At 52.7% G+C, this 239-nt stretch carries 1 tRNA gene; it reads left to right on the top strand.

The features are described 5' to 3' along the window. The first annotated feature begins 164 nt into the window (after nt 1–164). Nucleotides 165–237 (top strand) — tRNA-Ala (locus R2X38_RS26715). Nucleotides 238–239 lie beyond the last annotated feature (2 nt).

The following is a 239-nucleotide window of genomic DNA, read 5'->3' as shown; positions in this document are numbered from 1 at the left end:
GCGATTAGCTCAGTTGGGAGAGCACCTCCCTTACAAGGAGGGGGTCACTGGTTCGAGCCCGGTATCGCCCACCACTTTTTCCTTCTTCTTTGTTATGACGCTCGTCGTTTAGTAAACTAAACGTCCTCGCATCATGCCTCGAATAAGAAAAAAGAACCCATTATGGGGCTATAGCTCAGCTGGGAGAGCGCCTGCCTTGCACGCAGGAGGTCAGCAGTTCGATCCTGCTTAGCTCCACC

Source organism: Photobacterium rosenbergii, from assembly GCF_033022775.1.
GTDB lineage: Bacteria > Pseudomonadota > Gammaproteobacteria > Enterobacterales > Vibrionaceae > Photobacterium > Photobacterium rosenbergii_A.
This window is presented reverse-complemented; position numbering and strand designations above follow the sequence as displayed.